This window comes from Salimicrobium salexigens (genome assembly GCF_900156705.1).
In the GTDB taxonomy this organism is placed as follows: domain Bacteria; phylum Bacillota; class Bacilli; order Bacillales; family Halobacillaceae; genus Salimicrobium; species Salimicrobium album.
This window is the reverse complement of sequence record NZ_FTOK01000003.1, coordinates 80,169-95,312: the sequence shown is the minus strand read 5'-3', so window position 1 is coordinate 95,312 and position 15,144 is coordinate 80,169. Positions and strand designations below refer to the sequence as shown.

Below are 15,144 nucleotides of genomic sequence, written 5' to 3'. Positions count from 1 at the left end.
CCTCCTTTAGTCCAGCCACTGAATACGCCCGGGAGGCCAGTAAGAAATGACCGCTTCTCCTACGACTTTGTCCAGGGAGAGCATGCCGAATGCACGGCTGTCCGTAGAGTTTTGCCTGTTGTCTCCGAGAACGAGTACGGAATCTTCCGGCACTTCTTCAAAATTCCCTTCGAGCTGCTCCAGTGTGAAGTCCCTTGTATAGTTCATGTTGTCCCCCATGGACGCCACCTCGTTTTCAAGAAACGGTTCTTTAACCGGTTCCCCGTCTATCAGAAGCTGATCATCTTCTACCGCTACGTGTTCTCCCGGGAGCCCGATAACCCTTTTAATATAATCACGTTCTTCGGTGGCATGGAAAACTATAATATCAAAACGATGCGGTGAGCCGATGGTATAGTTCAGTTTGCTCACTATCAGATGATCCCCATTATGTAAATTAGGAAGCATGGAAGGTCCTTCCACAATTACCGGAGTAAACAGAAAGAAGCGCACAAAAATAGCAAGTAAAGCTGCGACCGTTAAAGCTTTTACCCAATCAATAATCTGTTTTTTCATTTCAGACACCTTCTTCAAAAATCTATAATGCATGGCAAAGTCCTGGCAGGTATCCAGCCGGGAATTCTTCCAAGTTCACAGGTAGGGGTAATCGAATGGTTTCTGTCCAGTTAGAAAAAAGGAGCTTGACGGTGCAAGCTCCTTTTCCCTATTAGATGATTTCTTTAATACGCGCTGCTTTCCCGCGTAGATTACGTAGATAATAAAGCTTAGCCTGACGTACTTTACCACGACGGGTACGTTCGATTTTTGCGACTCTAGGGCTATGAAGCGGGAAGGTACGTTCCACGCCTACACCGTAGGAAACTTTACGTACAGTGAATGTTTCACTGATTCCTCCGTTTTGACGTTTAATGACGACCCCTTCGAATACCTGGATACGCTCACGAGTCCCCTCAACAACTTTCACGTGTACTTTAAGAGTATCTCCTGCACGGAAAGTCGGATGATCGGTACGAAGCTGATCTTTAGTGATTTCATGAAGTAGTTCCTGCATTGTTTTCACTCTCCTTTTAACTAATGCTCTTCCCTCTATGAGTGAGCGGAACATCGTTTCTTTGCTTAAACCGAATGTTTAAACACAACGTTTAATATAGCATAATTCCTCTTGAGGTACAAGGGTTTATTAACTATTTTTCCATTTGTCTATCTGCTTTTTATCGCCTTTGGACAGCTCGATCTTTTCAAGAAGATCAGGACGTCTCAGGGCCGTCCGTTTCAGAGACTCTTTGTGGCGCCACTCCTCGATTTTTGCGTGATTACCCGAGGTGAGGACCTCCGGCACTTCCATCCCCCGGAAATCCTGGGGTCTCGTGTAATGAGGATGCTCCAGCAGCCCATCCGAAAAAGAATCTTTGGGGGCCGATTCCTCGTTCCCGAGAACTCCGGGCACCAGTCTTATGACTGCATCCATCGTTACCATAGCCGGCAACTCTCCTCCGGTCAGCACGTAATCTCCGATTGAAATTTCATCTGTCACGAGATGCTCTCTTATCCGCTCATCATAACCTTCGTAATGCCCACACAAAAAAACGAGATGCTCTTCTTCGGAAAGTTCTTCCGCCTTAGCCTGAGTGAACGGTTCTCCCTGTGGACACATGAGTATCACTCTGGCTTTTTTTTCAGAGTTAATCGACTCCATAGCATCAAACATCGGCTGAGGGGTGAGGACAAGCCCTGCCCCTCCTCCATAAGGATAATCATCCACCTTGTTGTGTTTGTTCGTTGAATAATCACGGAAATTAATGAATCTGTGTGTGAATGCCCCGCTATCCTGAGCTCTTTTCAGTATGGAAGAGTTCAGTACACCTTCGAACATTTCCGGAAAAAGGGTGAGAATATCGATATGCATCAGTCCAACAGCCCTTCCATCGGTTCAATTATGATCGTTTTTTTCGACACGTCCACCTGTACCACTACCTCTTCGATATAAGGGATGAGTGCATCTCCTTCTTCTTTCCTGTCGATCACCCATACGTCATTGGCCCCCGGGGTTATAATCTCTTTCACTTCCCCGACATAATACCCTGCGGTCGTGTATACGTGACAGCCGATGATTTCATGAAAATAGTATTCCTCCGCTCCGAGAGGGGTCGTATCTTCTTTATGAATCATCAGTATACCGTTTTTTAACGGCTCCACTTCATTGATAGTAGGGTAGCCCTGGAACTTCAGCAGGTCGAATCCCTTGTGAATACGGTGGGCTTCCACTATCAATCTGGTCACCTCTCCGGTTCCTCCTGGGGACCAGTAAAGAATGTTTCCTTCCCGGAAACGTTCCTCAAAATCCGTGATTCTTTTTATTTTCACTTCCCCTTTAATTCCGTGTGTATTAATAATCCGCCCTACATTAAGATACTCTGTCTCCATTTATTCATCCCTCACTCGCTTTACATGTCCGTCTTCGATTACAATTTCCCTCTCCTTCACCGTCTGCCACTTCATTCCTTCTAAGACCTCCACTACGCTCTCGACCTCATCAATCGTCAGCTCGTAGAATTCGGGCAGAAGCTGCATCTGTTCCATGTGATAGTGAATACCTTCTATTTCGGCTTTTCTCTTTCTTATCTCTTTATTGAGGCGGTCATCGATGTTGGAAGGAAGGGATCCATGCTTCTTTTCCATTTTCTTCCGCTCAAAATGGAACTGTTCGACTTCTCTTTCCAAATCACTTTCTCTTGTCTCCCATTTTTTTATCTGGGCTTCTCTTTCTTTCTCCGTAAGAACCACTTTAACCGGAACTTTCTTAATGATTTTCAAGGAAGCACCTCTTTTCGGATGCAAAAAGAGGGAAAGGCCTATGTCCCTCTCCCTCTTCTTACATAATATCAACATAAACCTTCCTGGTTTTGTCTCTATTAGCCGCATATACGACTGTACGGATCGATTTTGCTACACGTCCGTTTTTACCGATTACACGCCCCACGTCATCCTGATGTACTATAACGTGATAGACTGCCTTGTCCGGCTCTTCTTTCACATCAATGTTCAGATATTCAGGATATTCAATGAGTGGGGTGATCATCGTTTCAAGTAATTCTTTCATGTAATCACACTACTTTTACTTTTTGTTTTTCTTCTCGTGGAACTGTTTCATAATACCTTCTTTGGAGAAAAGGTTACGAACCGTGTCGCTAGGCTGAGCACCGTCACTCATCCACTGCATAGCTTTCTCCGCGTCGATGTCGACTGCAATCGGGTTAGCTACAGGGTTGTATGTTCCGATCTGCTCAATGATACGACCGTCACGTGGAGCACGGGCGTCAGCTACTACTACACGATAGAAAGGGTTACGTTTTGCACCCATACGTTTCAAACGAATTTTTACTGCCATATTTGTTGCACCTCCGAATTAATTTAATGACTCATACAGATAGAAATTGTAGCAGAAGTTATAAACTGTGTAAAGTATTTTTCCATTACATAAAAGGAAAATTCATTCCCTTTCCTTTCTTGCCTTTCTGGTTACTGAACTGTTTCATCATTTTTTTCATTTCATTGAACTGTTTTAAGAGCCTGTTCACTTCTGATACGGAAGTCCCGGACCCTTTCGCAATACGCTTTTTACGGCTCGCATTCATTACGGAAGGGTCATTTCGCTCCTTCTTCGTCATTGACTGGATAATCGCTTCTACGTGTACGATCTGCTTGTCATCGAAGGATGCGTTTTTCAGGCCTTTCATTTTACTGGCCCCCGGTATCATTTCGATGATTTCATCGAGCGGCCCCATATTTTTCACCTGGGCCATCTGTTCAAGAAAATCATCGAACGTAAAAGAAGCACTCCTCATCTTGGCTTCAAGTTCTTTCGCCTGCTTTTCATCCACCTGAGTTTCGGCCTTTTCGATAAGGGAAAGCATATCTCCCATACCGAGGATACGGGAAGCCATACGTTCGGGGTGGAATACTTCAAGTGCATCGAGTTTTTCCCCCATACCGACGAACTTAATAGGTTTACCGGTTACGGCTTTGATGGATAACGCAGCACCACCCCTGGTGTCTCCGTCAAGTTTCGTGAGGAGCACACCGGAGATATCCAGCTGTTCATCGAAACTCTCGGCAACGTTTACTGCATCCTGTCCCGTCATGGCGTCCACAACGAGAAAAATCTCATCCGGGTTGACTGCTTCTTTCACGCGACCAAGTTCTCCCATCAATTCGCCGTCGATGTGAAGACGTCCGGCCGTATCTATGATGAGATAGTCATGGTTCTGTTCCTTCGCTTCTTCCACTGCCTGTCTGGCTATATCAACCGGATCTGCATCCGTTCCTTCGGAATAAACCGGGAAATCAAGTTGCTTCCCGATCGTCTCCAGCTGATCGATTGCTGCCGGACGGTACACATCGGCTGCAGCCAGCATCGGTTTACGGTTGTAGCTCTTTCTTAAAAGATTTGCAAGTTTACCGGCTGTAGTCGTTTTACCGGCACCCTGAAGACCTACCATCATGATGACGGTAGGAGGCTTTTTAGCTACGGCTATCCTGCTTTCATCCCCGCCCATCAATTCAGACAGTTCCTCTTTGACAATCTTAATTACCTGCTGACCTGGTGTCAGACTCTCCATTACTTCCTGGCCGACCGCCCGTTCACGGATTTTTTTTATGAAATCCTTGACGACTTTGAAGTTTACGTCTGCCTCAAGCAATGCCAGACGGACTTCTCTCGTCATTTCCTTTACGTCCTGTTCGTTGACTTTCCCTTTACCTTTGATCTTCTGAATCGTTCCCTGTAAACGGTCCGAAAGCCCTTCAAAAGCCATCTCCAAGACCCCCTTATTCTAGTTCCCGCAACTCATCAATATATGACCTGAACGGGTCGCTCTCTTCAAGCGATTGTGACATCATTTCCAGCAGCTTCTGCCGCTTACTGAATTTATCGTATAAAAGTAATTTTTTTTCGTATTCTTCAAGCATCATTTCTGTACGCCGGATGTTGTCATAGACAGCCTGCCGGGATACATCGAATGTCTCCGATATTTCACCGAGGGAATAATCTTCCAGAAAATAGAGCTCCATATAATTCCTCTGTTTCGGAGTTAAAAGAGACTGGTAAAAATCAAATAAAAAATTAACTCTCGTAGTTTTCTCTAGCATCCTTAAAACTCCTTGTTAAGTGAAATGCCTTTACAAAATTCAATACTAACGGAGATATTTCTGTACTGTCAAGGATTATTCCTTTTCTTCCGGCTCCTCATATTCATCAATCATGTCCGCAAACAGTCCGTAGACGAAGGCGTGAGCATCGAATGGTTCCAGATCATCGACACTTTCCCCGAGCCCCACCAGCTTCACGGGAATCTCCAGCTCTTTTCGTATGGCAAGAATGATACCGCCTTTGGCAGTTCCGTCCAATTTCGTCAGAACAATCCCGGTAACATCCGTAGCTTCAGCAAACGTTTTAGCCTGGCTCATCGCGTTCTGGCCGGTAGTGGCATCCAGAGTCAACAGAACTTCATGAGGTGCTTCAGGTATTTCTCTCGTTATCACTTTTTTCACTTTAGAGAGTTCATTCATCAGATTGACTTTATTTTGAAGTCTGCCGGCAGTATCACATATGAGGACGTCCGCCTTCCTCGACTTAGCGGCTTTGATGCCATCATATACTACTGCCGCCGGGTCGCTTCCCGCACTATGTTTCACAACATCTACACCGACTCTGCTTCCCCAGGCATCAAGCTGTTCGATAGCACCGGCCCGAAATGTATCTGCAGCGGCCAGCATCACTTTTTTGCCATCCTGTTTCAACTGATGAGCCAGTTTACCAATAGACGTCGTTTTTCCGACGCCGTTCACTCCGACGAAGAGATAGACAGTCAGCCCGTCTTCCACTTCCTTCAGACCTTCCACTTCTTCTTCGTCTTCATCCCCGTAATAAAGCTCCACGAGTTTCTCTGAGATTACTTCCCGCACTTCCTTCGTATCTTTTATATTGCGGCGCTTCACTTCCGCTTCAAGTTCCTCAATCAGATCCATAACGGCATGGACCCCGACATCGGCTGAGATCAGTACTTCTTCAAGCTCCTCGAAAAAGTCTTCGTCGACTTCCCGATATTTTGCTACGAGTTCGTTGATTCTCGTCGAAAATGAATTACGGGTTTTGGTGAGCCCCATTTTGAATTTTTCTGCAAGGGAGACCCGCTTCTGTTCTTCCGTGAGTCCCTCCTCAGGCTCTGAAGTTTCCGTTTCTTCCGGCTCCAGCAGAGGCAGGGCTTCCCCGGTTTCAGATTCAGGGGCTTCGAGTTCCTGCTCGGGTTCCGTAACTTCCGGTGGCTCCAGCTCTGCCTGATCCGGTTCTTCCGTCTCTTCCGGTTCCCGGTTTTCAGTAACCGGGTCCGTCTGCTCTTCTTCCGTTTCTGCCGGCTCTTCAGCAGGCTCCTCACTTACTTCTCCGGCTTCTTTCGCCCGTTCTTCTTCCCCGGTCTTTTCTTCCGGCACAGCTTCCGACCGTTCAGCTTCCTGATGATCTCCTTCACTCTCCCCCGTATCGGCGACCTTATCGTCATGATCTACAGGTTCTTCCACTTCAATAGGTGTGAACTTTTCCTTCAATTTCTTAAAAAATCCCATATAATCTTCCTCTCTTTACACTTCTAGTAGTGATTCCGATTCCTCCAGCCTGACCGAAACTACGCTCGAGACGCCGGACTCCTGCATCGTGACTCCGTAAAGAACATCAGCATGTTCCATCGTGCCTTTGCGGTGGGTAATTACGATAAACTGTGTATCGGTACTGAACTCCGTAAGGAATCTTGCAAATCGGTCCACATTGGCTTCATCCAGAGCCGCTTCCACTTCGTCGAGTACACAAAACGGAACGGGGCGAATTTTCAAAATGGAAAAAAGCAGGGTAATGGCCGTTAATGCACGTTCTCCCCCGGAGAGAAGGCTCATATTCTGAAGTTTCTTACCCGGAGGCTGGGCGATGATCTCCACCCCGGTCTCCAGCATATCATCAGGGTCGGTAAGTTTCAGATCGGCTTTCCCTCCGCCGAAGAGCTGGTTGAACACTCCGTTGAACTCTCCCCGTATCTGTACAAATGTCTCTTCGAACTTGCGTTTCATTTCGTCATCCATTTCGTTCATTACGTTACGTAAGGTTTCTTTAGCGGATATGAGATCCTCTTCCTGGTCTTTGAGGAAATCAAAACGTTCTTTCACTTCCTCATATTCATCAATAGCCGAAAGATTCACATTTCCGAGTTCATCGATCCCGCGTTTGATAAGTTTTACTCTCGTAACAGCTTCATCTGTGTTGTCTACGCGATGATAGATGCTTTTCGCTTTCTCAAACGTCATTACGTATTCTTTTTCTAAATACCGCAGTGAATTTTCGAGTTCCACATCAAGACGATTCGCCTTCACTTCTTTGTCCTGAAGATTCTGCAGATAATTCGAATGGATTCTGTGATCCTCCCGCAACTGTGTATCGAGTTCTTCCATTTCCTCCTGGTAGGAACGACGCTTTTCTTTCAGGTTGTTGAGAGTGTCTGACAGTGTTTTCTCCTGTTCTTTCTTAACAGTGATCTTCTTTTCTATCTCTTCTTTCGTCTCTTTGTTATCAAAAAATTCCATGAGCTCCGTGTGATTCTTCTCGACTTCTTTGAGAGCATTCTGCTTCTCTTCGTATGCTGAAGTAACCTGAGCATAGTGATCTTCCGCATTTTCCGCTTCTGCTTTCTGAGTGGCAAGAGCAACTTTCAGCTCCTGTTCCTTCGCAACGAGCGTTTCCCTGTTCTCTTCCTTCTCCTTTTTCACGAGAGTGAGGCGATCCACTTCCTCACTCGTACGGCTGATTTTGTCTTCCAGATCTTTTAATTCCAGTTCAATTTTTTTTCCGTCTTCTTCCGTTCTGACCTGCTCCTCTTTCTGCTGGGAGTATTCCTTATCCAGGAAAGAAAGGCGCTCTTCATAATTAGAGAGGGAGAATTGCAGCTCTTTTTCTTTTTCCCGGCATCTGCGTGCCTGCTCTTTGATGGAGTCATTTTCCTCTTCCAGCTCACGAAGGGATTTTTCTTTTTCATTCATACTTTCCTTGAGGTTTTTCACTTTTTTCTCGGCATTTTGCATCTTCCGGTCGTAATCCGCCACCTTTTTCCGGAGTTCTTTAAGCTCCTGTTCCTGAGTGAAAAGAGAAGAGGATTTCCCTGATTTCGCCCCTCCGGACATCGATCCTCCCGGGTTCACTACGTCTCCTTCAAGCGTTACAGCCTTGAATTTTCTTCCGGTAGCCTTTGCAATAGCGTTTGCGCTCTGAAGATCCCGGGCAATTATTATATGACCGAGCAGATGGTCAGGAATGACGCGGTGTTTCTCCTCGGCCTCAACAAGAGCGCTCGCCACTCCTATGAAGCCGTCGAGAGTCCGGAGGTTCTCGATCGTCCTTTCCGGAACGAAACGTTCTTTCACAGCATCGAGCGGCAGAAAAGTAGCCCGTCCCTGATTGGTTTTTTTCAACCATTCGATAGCATTGCGGGCAGATTTTTCATTTTCGGTTATTACGTGCTGAGCCTGAGCGCCGAGAGCCGTTTCGATAGCCGTCATATACTCCTCGGGTATAGACAGAGCTTCAAGCACAGAAGCTTCTATTCCGCTTATCTTTCTTTCTTCACGCGCTTTCAGCACGGCTTTCACGCCCTGAAAATAACCGGCGAATGATTCTTTCATCTCCTCAAGAGCGTTTTTACGGGACTTGAAACTTTCCATATGCTGATAACCCTGGTAAAGCTTCTGACGCCATTCTTCATAGGAGTTCTTCGTCTCTGTCCACTCTTTCGACTTCACGTCACAGGCGTCCTTGAGCCGTTGCTCCTCTTCTTCCAGAGGGCGCAGTTTCTCAGAAACCTCCTTAAGCTGATTCTTCACATCTTCGAGTTCTTCCCGAAGTTTTTTCGTTCTGGTATCGGAGTGAGCGGTATCTAGCTGATGAAGACGTTTGTTCAAATGCTGTTTCTCATTTCGTTTTGCAGCCTGCTCGTTAAGCAAATCGATATAATCGGCTTTCAGGCTTTCAATCGTTTCATCGATGGTTTCGATTTCTTCGTAGAGCACACTTGCCGTCGTCTTAAGTTCGGCTTTCGTGTTCTGCACTTTCTGTTTTTTCTCCGTCCTGGTCTGTTCCGCTTCCCGGGAAAGGTCCTCAAGCTCTTTCAGTTCTTCACGTAATTTACTCTGATTATGCTCAAGGGCTTCTTTTTTCTCTTCATAATGTTTCTTCTTCTCCTGGAACAGTTCGCGCTTCCCGGTAAGACTTTCCAGTTCTTTTGTACATTGAAGCAGCTGCCCGTGCGTCTCTTCAATGGAGTTATCCGTATACGAGGATTTCTCGCGGATTTCAGCGATTTTCTGTTCCTGTCCGGCAACTTTTTCAGCAAGTTTCCGCTCCTGCTGACGCTGATTTTCAATCGTTTCTTCCAACATCTTCCATTCTTCATCCATGTCTTCAATCTGAGTTACTAATAAAGCCACTTCTTCTTTCTTCAGATCTTCTTTTTTCTCAAGATAGTCGGAAGCTATCGAGGCCTGCCTTTTTAAAGGTTCGACTCTTCCTTCGATCTCAGAAAGAATGTCTTTCACTCTGTATAGATTGGCTTCCGTTTCTTCAAGTTTTCCTTCCGCCTTCTGCTTACGCTGTTTATATTTCAACACGCCGGCAGCTTCTTCAAAAATAACACGGCGATCTTTCGGTTTGGAGTTCAGAATCTCCTCAACCTTTCCCTGACTGATGATGGAAAACGTTTCTTTACCAAGCCCCGAATCCATAAACAACTCCACAATGTCTTTAAGTCTGCATGGTTCTTTGTTTATCAGAAATTCACTTTCCCCCGTACGGTACACTTTTCGACTCACCTGAACCTCATCATATTCGAGCGGCAGTGTTTTATCCCGGTTATCAAGGGTGAGACTGACTTCAGCATAACCCTGGGAACGCCTCGTCTCGCTGCCGGCGAATATCACATCTTCCATTTTGCTTCCTCTCAGTGAGCGTGCCGACTGTTCTCCGAGCACCCAGCGAATGGCATCCGTAATATTACTCTTTCCACTTCCGTTCGGCCCTACCACTGCTGTGACCCCGGGCACGAACTGTACATCTATTTTATCAGCGAAGGATTTGAATCCTACAGTTTCCAAGTTTTTGAGGAACATTTATTAATCCTCCTGTATGTGAATACTTACTCTAACCCGTACATTTTATCATACAACAAAGACGTCGCGCACCTGTCATTTGGGGGTTTTAAAATCGTGGATAATCCTCTATCATGGACATTAGTAAAATTAAAGGGAGAGAGACTATGAATCTTGAGGAAGCAAACAGAGAGAATCTGGATTACATGATTGAGACACTCGCAGATAAACTACAGCTCGTCAACCGGAGTATGCTTAAGTCGGAAGATTTCGACATGGATCATTACTATGATATCAAAGAGCTGTACGATGTCGCCGAAATGAAAGGCCAGCTCAGCGTGCCTGAAATCCAGGCTTTCGTCTCCGAAATGTCGCAGTACAGAAAAGCACAATAAATCAGCAATTCCCGCTCCGCCCCTCCCGGTTTACAGAACCGGTCTGAGAGGAACCGAAAATTGACCACTAATAAAAAGACCCTTTGCACCGCTGCATCCGGAAGCAGGATTTCTTTTTTGAAATCCGTCCAGGTATAGCGTGTGCTCGGGTCTTTTTTCGTTGATTGTGACTTATATTACTGTAATTTGTCCAGAGCTTCTTCAGCAGCTCTCTGTTCTGCCTCTTTCTTCGTTCTTCCTACTCCGATGCCCGCAGTATCCCCGTGAATATGGACGTGAGCGACAAACTCCCTGTTATGGGCCGGCCCTCGCTCATCCACTATTTCATAGTCAATGTCCGCCTGTTTTTCACGCTGGATATGTTCCTGCAGCTGACTTTTATAATCCATCGCATGAGAAAAAGCACCACGCTTGATTTTAGGGTAAATATAGTAGCCTAAATAAGATAATACCCGGTCAAACCCCTGATCCAGATAAAGAGCGCCGATGAATGCTTCGAACACATCAGCCAAGAGAGCCGGTCTGTGACGTCCGCCGGTCATCTCCTCCCCTTTACCGAGAAGTACGTATTCCTGGAAATTGAGATCATTGGCAAAGTCTACGAGTGATGCTTCACATACGATAGAAGCCCGCAGCTTGGTCAAATCTCCTTCTTCCATGTTCGGGTATTTTCTGTATAAGTACTGGGATACCCCGAGCTCAAGTACGGCATCTCCGAGAAATTCGAGACGCTCATTGTCCTTGCGCTCCGTGTGCCGATGCTCATTCACATAAGATGAATGGGTGAAAGCCTGTTCAAGAAGCTTTACATCAGAAAATCGGACGTTCATTTGTTTCTGAAGTTTGTTAAAATCCCCCATGACTCACCCGTCCCTTTACTTTGTTCTTGTACTAACCCGTTCTTTACAGGAAAGGCTGCCTGTGGTTCAGGCAGCTCTCTGTTTTAAGACTGACTGTCTATGTAATTGACAGCGTCTCCCACTTTATTGATTTTTTCAGCTTCTTCATCGGAAATTTCCATATCAAACTCGTCTTCAAGTTCCATTACAAGTTCGACTACGTCAAGTGAATCAGCTTCCAGGTCTTCCTTGAAAGACGCTTCCATCGTTACTTTGGATTCTTCAACATCCAGACGATCTACAATGATTTCTTTCACTTTTTCAAATGTCTCTGCCATTGGAGCTCACCTCCCTTCAGATATTATAGTAAATTTTCCCCTAAAAAACCATATGTTTAAGATCTATTTATAAATTTTTCTTAAACATTCGTCTTTCCGGCTACATAACCATACCGCCATCCACATGGAGGGTCTGTCCGGTCATATAGTCGGAGTCCGAATCCAGAAGAAAACGGACGACTCTGGCTACTTCTTCTCCACTTCCAAGACGATTAAGGGGAACGAGAGAAAGCATCTGTGCTTTTTGTTCGTCCGTCAGTTCGTCCGTCATATCAGTTGCTATATAGCCGGGTGCTACGGCATTGACACGGACGTTTTTAGCAGCCAGTTCTTTAGCATTTGATTTCGTAAGACCGATAACCCCTGATTTTGCAGCTACGTAGTTAGCCTGACCCGGATTCCCGGACACTCCCACTATCGAGGAGACATTCACAATACGTCCGAATTTCTGACGCATCATTTGTCTTGTCACTGCTTTTGTAGTTAAAAATACACCTTTCAGATTCGTATCGATAACCGCTTCAAAATCTTCTTCTTTCATTCTCATCAGCAGATTATCCTTAGTGATCCCGGCATTATTCACGAGCAATTCCAGACTGCCGAAGGTATCCACCACTTCTTTAATCATCGCCTTCACATCTTCCCCGTTTGAGACATCCGCCCTGATCTTAATTGCTTCCCCACCTGAGGATTGGATCTCTTCGACGACTTCCTGAGCTTTCTGTTCGTTTCCGGCATAGTTCACCGCAACTTTTGCGCCGTGTGAGGCGAGCTCGAGGGCTATCGCTCTGCCGATTCCGCGGGATGCCCCTGTTACGAGTGCAGTTTGTCCATTTATCATTTTTCTCCCTCCCTGTACCAGTTGATGAATGTTTCAAGGCTTTCTTCATTATTGATCTGGAAAGTTTTCATTCTTCGGGCCACTTTACGGACAAGCCCTGACAATACTTTCCCTTCCCCGATTTCCACTACTGCATCCACACCTTCGTTCACAAAAGCTTCAACCGTCTCCTGAAACCGTACCGGAGAATACAGCTGCTCTACGAGAAGGCGGCTTATTTCGTCTTTTTCCGTGACAGGAGCAGCAGTCACGTTCGCGTATACCGGAATCTCTGCATCCCTCACAGTAGCTTTGTGCAGATGATCCTCGAAGTCATCCGCAGCCGGTTTCATAAGATCGGAGTGAAACGGTCCGCTTACATTCAGAGGCATCACCCGTTTCGCTTTGTCCTGCAATATCTCACCGGCACTCTGTACCGCAGGTTTATCACCGGAAATCACTATCTGTCCGGGACAGTTGATATTCGCCACGTTCACAACTCCATCGACTTGCTCCAGCTTCTCCTGTATTTCTTCAACGGAAAGACCAAGTACAGCACTCATGGCGCCTTTACCTGAAGGATACGCTTCTTCCATAAGCTTTCCGCGGTTATGTACCAGACGAAGAGCTTCAAGACTTCCGAGAGAGCCGGAAGAAACGAGAGCACTATACTCCCCAAGACTGTGCCCTGCAGTCATAGCCGGTCTGATTCCTTCTTCCTTCAGCAGCTGATCTATAGCCACACTCACGAGCAGCAGTGCAGGCTGCGCATTTTCCGTCTTTGTAAGCTCCTCTTCCGGCCCTTCGAACATAAGCGATGTAAGCGAGTAGCCGAGAGCTTCATCAGCTTCGTCGAATAACTTTTTTACCTGGGCAGAGGAATCATACATCTCTTTCCCCATACCCACTTTTTGAGATCCCTGACCGGGAAAAACAAATGCAACTTTTTTCATTCTTCTTCGCCTCCTTTTTGTTCAAGAGTAGTTTTGATCGTTTCGGAAACATTATTCTCCACCATGTCACGGGCCTGCCGTACAGCGTTGACCACCGCTGTACGATTCGAAGAACCGTGTGCTTTGATAACAGGGGCGGAAAGTCCAAGCAGGCCTGCCCCGCCGTACTCGGAATAGTCCATCTTATTTTTCAGCCCTCTCATGTCATTCTTCACGAGCGAAGCGGCGATTTTCGTTTTGGCATTCGACATGAACGTTTCCTTTATCATCGAAAACAGGTTCATGGCTGTACCTTCGATGGTCTTAAGTGCTATATTTCCAGTGAAACCATCCGTTACCACCACGTCCGCAGCACTGCTCAAAAGATCCCTGGCTTCCACATTGCCGATAAAATTGACAGGGGCCTCCTGTAAGAGCGAGAAAGCCTGTTTCGTCAGTTCACTGCCTTTACCGTCTTCCGTACCGACGTTCAGAAGTCCTACTCTCGGGTTTGCGATGCCCCTGACCTTTTCGGCATAAATGGAGCCGATGATTCCGTATTGAAGGAGGTGTGCCGCTTTTGCATCGGTGTTGGCACCGACATCAAGCATGAGGAATCCGCGGCCATCCAGTGTCGGCAGAGTTGGACTGAGCGCCGGACGGTCCACCCCTTTGATCCTGCCGATGACAAAAAGCCCCGCGCTCATGAGCGCTCCTGTATTACCCGCTGATATGAAAGCCTGCGCTCTCCCCTGCTTCACTTCTTCTGCAGAAAGGACGAGGGAGGACTGTTTCTTCCTTCTTACCGCCCTTACAGGTTCATCTTCATTCGTTATCACTTCCGGGGCATGAAGGACCTGCAAACGGTTGTGAGGAGATAAAAATCTGTTTATTTCCTTCTCATCCCCGACAAGTGTAATCTCCACGTCTTCGTATGTATTGACGGCTTCCATTGCTCCATACACCATCTCTTCCGGAGCGTGGTCTCCGCCCATAGCATCCAGTACAATCTTCATCCTGTCTCTCTCCTTCTACTCCTCAGAACGATACATATAAAAAGTACCCTGAAACACTTTTTCCTGACCTACATAACTGTCCACTTCGACTATCGTTCTGTTTTTATCGTCTGTACCACCTACGCGTGCTTTTGCTACCACCCGTTCCCCGCGCTTCACCTGTCTTGTGAATTTAAGGGTGGAGCGGGCTGTAAGCGCCAGTTCGTCATTTATAACTGCAACAGCAAGTGAGTTGGCCTGAGCAAACAAGTGGTGCCCGCGGGCGATATCATTTCTCGAAAATACGTGTTCTTCCCTGATGTCCATAACGGAAATAGCTTTGGATTCAAGTTCAAGGTCGATCACTTCTCCGATTACATCGTCTATAGCAAGCGCCTTAACCGTTTCCGTCCACTCGTTAGTCGCAACGGACTTGATCCGTTCGCGGACCTCAGGTATTTGAAGTTCCATTCTGTCGAGCCGTATCGTCTGAATACTCACTGAAAATTTTTTCGCGAGTTCGTCGTCCGTTACGAACGGGGTGGCCTCGATTGTCTCCTGGAGCTCCTGCTGTCTTATCTGTTTTCTTTTTTTCATCTTATCTTATCCACCGTCCATTTTATGACTAGGTACTAACAGTAATATATTA

At 46.3% G+C, this 15,144-nt stretch carries 18 protein-coding genes; 1 reads left to right on the top strand and 17 read right to left on the bottom strand.

Going from position 1 to position 15,144, the window contains the following annotated elements; all coding sequences use genetic code 11:
- Window positions 1–6: 6 nt before the first annotated feature.
- From lepB to smc, 11 genes are all read right to left on the bottom strand, one after another.
- Entirely contained in the window at window positions 7–555 is a 549-nt protein-coding gene (gene lepB, locus BW931_RS04645; RefSeq protein ID WP_008587932.1) for a signal peptidase I, read from the bottom strand.
- A gap of 151 nt (window positions 556–706) precedes the next feature.
- Entirely contained in the window at window positions 707–1,051 is a 345-nt protein-coding gene (gene rplS, locus BW931_RS04640; RefSeq protein ID WP_008587934.1) for a 50S ribosomal protein L19, read from the bottom strand.
- Window positions 1,052–1,180: 129 nt separating this feature from the next.
- Window positions 1,181–1,906: a tRNA (guanosine(37)-N1)-methyltransferase TrmD gene (gene trmD, locus BW931_RS04635; protein ID WP_076570376.1), complete on the bottom strand. Its 726-nt coding sequence runs from the start codon at window positions 1,904–1,906 to the stop codon at window positions 1,181–1,183.
- Complete coding sequence (gene rimM / locus BW931_RS04630; RefSeq protein ID WP_076570374.1) at window positions 1,906–2,424, bottom strand: ribosome maturation factor RimM; 519 nt, start codon at window positions 2,422–2,424, stop codon at window positions 1,906–1,908. The genes trmD and rimM overlap by 1 nt, the downstream gene beginning before the upstream one ends.
- Window positions 2,425–2,814: a YlqD family protein gene (locus tag BW931_RS04625; protein WP_076570647.1), complete on the bottom strand. Its 390-nt coding sequence runs from the start codon at window positions 2,812–2,814 to the stop codon at window positions 2,425–2,427.
- A gap of 58 nt (window positions 2,815–2,872) precedes the next feature.
- Window positions 2,873–3,100 carry a KH domain-containing protein gene (locus tag BW931_RS04620; RefSeq protein ID WP_076570372.1) on the bottom strand — a complete coding sequence of 76 codons (228 nt, stop codon included), beginning with the start codon at window positions 3,098–3,100 and terminating at the stop codon, window positions 2,873–2,875.
- A gap of 15 nt (window positions 3,101–3,115) precedes the next feature.
- A complete protein-coding gene (rpsP, locus tag BW931_RS04615) occupies window positions 3,116–3,388 on the bottom strand; it encodes a 30S ribosomal protein S16 (RefSeq protein WP_076570370.1) in 273 nt (90 codons plus the stop codon).
- Window positions 3,389–3,473: 85 nt separating this feature from the next.
- Window positions 3,474–4,814, bottom strand: a complete 1,341-nt coding sequence (gene ffh / locus BW931_RS04610) for a signal recognition particle protein (RefSeq protein WP_076570368.1) — start codon at window positions 4,812–4,814, stop codon at window positions 3,474–3,476.
- Between the two features lie 13 nt (window positions 4,815–4,827).
- Window positions 4,828–5,148: a putative DNA-binding protein gene (locus tag BW931_RS04605; RefSeq protein WP_076570366.1), complete on the bottom strand. Its 321-nt coding sequence runs from the start codon at window positions 5,146–5,148 to the stop codon at window positions 4,828–4,830.
- A gap of 75 nt (window positions 5,149–5,223) precedes the next feature.
- Window positions 5,224–6,621 carry a signal recognition particle-docking protein FtsY gene (gene ftsY / locus BW931_RS04600; RefSeq protein ID WP_076570364.1) on the bottom strand — a complete coding sequence of 466 codons (1,398 nt, stop codon included), beginning with the start codon at window positions 6,619–6,621 and terminating at the stop codon, window positions 5,224–5,226.
- Between the two features lie 15 nt (window positions 6,622–6,636).
- Window positions 6,637–10,197 carry a chromosome segregation protein SMC gene (gene smc, locus BW931_RS04595; protein WP_076570362.1) on the bottom strand — a complete coding sequence of 1,187 codons (3,561 nt, stop codon included), beginning with the start codon at window positions 10,195–10,197 and terminating at the stop codon, window positions 6,637–6,639.
- Window positions 10,198–10,343: 146 nt separating this feature from the next.
- Between smc and BW931_RS04590 the strand changes: the two genes are divergently transcribed.
- Complete coding sequence (locus BW931_RS04590) at window positions 10,344–10,571, top strand: DUF1128 domain-containing protein (protein ID WP_008587955.1); 228 nt, start codon at window positions 10,344–10,346, stop codon at window positions 10,569–10,571.
- 176 nt (window positions 10,572–10,747) lie between these two features.
- Here BW931_RS04590 and rnc read toward each other — a convergent pair whose 3' ends face one another.
- The 6 genes from rnc to fapR all read right to left on the bottom strand — a co-directional run bounded on the left by rnc (window position 10,748) and on the right by fapR (window position 15,092).
- On the bottom strand, window positions 10,748–11,431 hold the full coding sequence (rnc, locus tag BW931_RS04585; protein WP_008587957.1) for a ribonuclease III: 684 nt from the start codon (window positions 11,429–11,431) through the stop codon (window positions 10,748–10,750).
- Between the two features lie 83 nt (window positions 11,432–11,514).
- Complete coding sequence (gene acpP, locus BW931_RS04580) at window positions 11,515–11,748, bottom strand: acyl carrier protein (RefSeq protein ID WP_008587958.1); 234 nt, start codon at window positions 11,746–11,748, stop codon at window positions 11,515–11,517.
- A 100-nt stretch (window positions 11,749–11,848) separates the two neighbouring features.
- On the bottom strand, window positions 11,849–12,589 hold the full coding sequence (fabG, locus tag BW931_RS04575) for a 3-oxoacyl-[acyl-carrier-protein] reductase (protein WP_076570360.1): 741 nt from the start codon (window positions 12,587–12,589) through the stop codon (window positions 11,849–11,851).
- Window positions 12,586–13,521, bottom strand: a complete 936-nt coding sequence (gene fabD, locus BW931_RS04570) for an ACP S-malonyltransferase (RefSeq protein WP_076570358.1) — start codon at window positions 13,519–13,521, stop codon at window positions 12,586–12,588. Before fabD ends, fabG begins: the two co-directional genes overlap by 4 nt.
- Window positions 13,518–14,516 carry a phosphate acyltransferase PlsX gene (gene plsX / locus BW931_RS04565; RefSeq protein ID WP_076570356.1) on the bottom strand — a complete coding sequence of 333 codons (999 nt, stop codon included), beginning with the start codon at window positions 14,514–14,516 and terminating at the stop codon, window positions 13,518–13,520. The genes fabD and plsX overlap by 4 nt, the downstream gene beginning before the upstream one ends.
- A 15-nt stretch (window positions 14,517–14,531) precedes the next feature.
- Window positions 14,532–15,092: a transcription factor FapR gene (fapR, locus tag BW931_RS04560; RefSeq protein ID WP_076570354.1), complete on the bottom strand. Its 561-nt coding sequence runs from the start codon at window positions 15,090–15,092 to the stop codon at window positions 14,532–14,534.
- Window positions 15,093–15,144 lie beyond the last annotated feature (52 nt).

Excerpts from the sequence above, each read along its gene's own strand:
- lepB (WP_008587932.1), bottom strand. The coding sequence starts at position 555 with ATGAAAAAACAGATTATTGATTGGGTAAAAGCTTTAACGGTCGCAGCT.
- rplS (WP_008587934.1), bottom strand. The coding sequence starts at position 1,051 with ATGCAGGAACTACTTCATGAAATCACTAAAGATCAGCTTCGTACCGAT.
- trmD (WP_076570376.1), bottom strand. The coding sequence starts at position 1,906 with ATGCATATCGATATTCTCACCCTTTTTCCGGAAATGTTCGAAGGTGTA.
- rimM (WP_076570374.1), bottom strand. The coding sequence starts at position 2,424 with ATGGAGACAGAGTATCTTAATGTAGGGCGGATTATTAATACACACGGA.
- BW931_RS04620 (WP_076570372.1), bottom strand. The coding sequence starts at position 3,100 with ATGAAAGAATTACTTGAAACGATGATCACCCCACTCATTGAATATCCT.
- rpsP (WP_076570370.1), bottom strand. The coding sequence starts at position 3,388 with ATGGCAGTAAAAATTCGTTTGAAACGTATGGGTGCAAAACGTAACCCT.
- ffh (WP_076570368.1), bottom strand. The coding sequence starts at position 4,814 with ATGGCTTTTGAAGGGCTTTCGGACCGTTTACAGGGAACGATTCAGAAG.
- BW931_RS04605 (WP_076570366.1), bottom strand. The coding sequence starts at position 5,148 with ATGCTAGAGAAAACTACGAGAGTTAATTTTTTATTTGATTTTTACCAG.
- ftsY (WP_076570364.1), bottom strand. The coding sequence starts at position 6,621 with ATGGGATTTTTTAAGAAATTGAAGGAAAAGTTCACACCTATTGAAGTG.
- smc (WP_076570362.1), bottom strand. The coding sequence starts at position 10,197 with ATGTTCCTCAAAAACTTGGAAACTGTAGGATTCAAATCCTTCGCTGAT.
- BW931_RS04590 (WP_008587955.1), top strand. The coding sequence starts at position 10,344 with ATGAATCTTGAGGAAGCAAACAGAGAGAATCTGGATTACATGATTGAG.
- rnc (WP_008587957.1), bottom strand. The coding sequence starts at position 11,431 with ATGGGGGATTTTAACAAACTTCAGAAACAAATGAACGTCCGATTTTCT.
- acpP (WP_008587958.1), bottom strand. The coding sequence starts at position 11,748 with ATGGCAGAGACATTTGAAAAAGTGAAAGAAATCATTGTAGATCGTCTG.
- fabG (WP_076570360.1), bottom strand. The coding sequence starts at position 12,589 with ATGATAAATGGACAAACTGCACTCGTAACAGGGGCATCCCGCGGAATC.
- fabD (WP_076570358.1), bottom strand. The coding sequence starts at position 13,521 with ATGAAAAAAGTTGCATTTGTTTTTCCCGGTCAGGGATCTCAAAAAGTG.
- plsX (WP_076570356.1), bottom strand. The coding sequence starts at position 14,516 with ATGAAGATTGTACTGGATGCTATGGGCGGAGACCACGCTCCGGAAGAG.
- fapR (WP_076570354.1), bottom strand. The coding sequence starts at position 15,092 with ATGAAAAAAAGAAAACAGATAAGACAGCAGGAGCTCCAGGAGACAATC.